At 43.1% G+C, this 1,144-nt stretch carries 2 protein-coding genes; both read left to right on the forward strand.

Translation table 11 applies throughout. From position 1 onward, the window contains the following. Positions 1-220, forward strand: a 220-nt coding sequence (locus tag R8N46_RS25140; RefSeq protein WP_318189763.1) for a glycosyltransferase family 9 protein, incomplete at its 5' end; no start/stop codon positions are given. After that, the coding region (gene waaA / locus R8N46_RS25145) for a lipid IV(A) 3-deoxy-D-manno-octulosonic acid transferase (protein WP_318189764.1) at positions 214-1,144 on the forward strand (931 nt) is incomplete at its 3' end. The genes R8N46_RS25140 and waaA, both read left to right, overlap by 7 nt.

Consider the following 1,144-nt stretch of genomic DNA (forward strand, 5'->3'; position numbering starts at 1 on the left):
TGTAGGTTGTAATGTCGTTGCTGTTTATGGCTCAACATCACCAAAGTACACACCACCACTGGCTGAAAAAGTTGAAATGGTTCATACCGATATCGACTGCCGACCATGTTTCAAGCGTGAGTGCCAATACCAACATTTGAAATGCTTGACTGAGCTATCGCCAAAACAAGTCCTAGATAGCATCCAGAAGCTCGAAGCCATTGCGACTAGTTCATGTTAATTCGAATTATTTATACGGCACTGTTAGCGCTTGCCTCACCATTTCTTTTATTGGGCTTATATAAAAGCAAGCCCAATAAACCCAAATTTGGTGGGCGATGGAAAGAACACTTTGGAATAACCCCACAGTTAAAAACGCATCAGCGTCCAATTTGGATTCATGCTGTTTCTGTAGGCGAAAGCATCGCGGCAACACCTCTAATCAAGGAACTCAAACAGCAATATCCAGAGCAACCTATCGTTGTCACAACAACCACGAGCACTGGTGCGGAACAAATAGCCAAGTTGGGTGATTTAGTTGAACACCGCTATATGCCAATAGACTTTGGCTTTGCTGTAAAAAGCTTCCTAAAGGCAATACAGCCAGAGAAAATGCTGATTATAGAGACAGAACTGTGGCCAAATACGCTCCACGTCGTCAAACAAGCCAATGTTCCGATCACCGTAGTTAACGCTAGGCTATCAGAAAAATCCTGTCAAAATTACGCAAAAGTCCAATGGCTTTTTAACCAACTTCATCCATGCTTGACGCAAGTACTTTGTCAAACGGATTCTGATGCAGAGCGATTTGAACGCTTAGGCGTCAATAAAGAGAAGCTATCGGTCACGGGCTCGATTAAATTTGATATTCAAATTTCAGATCACGTGAAGCAACAAGGCAAAGCACTTCGAGCGCAACTTGGAAAGGACCGCCCAGTATGGATTGCAGCGAGTACACATAAAGGCGAAGATGAACAGGTATTAGAGGCACATAAGCAGATTTTAGAATCTCATCCCAATGCTTTACTCATTTTAGTTCCTCGGCATCCGGAACGATTTGACGATGTTTTCGCTCTTTGTAAAAAACAAGGCTTTGAAACTGTCCGTCGCACAGAAAAGCAACCTGCAGAAAACACAACTCAGATTTACCTAGGCGATACAATGG

This window comes from Vibrio sp. 1874 (genome assembly GCF_033344395.1).
GTDB lineage: Bacteria > Pseudomonadota > Gammaproteobacteria > Enterobacterales > Vibrionaceae > Vibrio > Vibrio alginolyticus.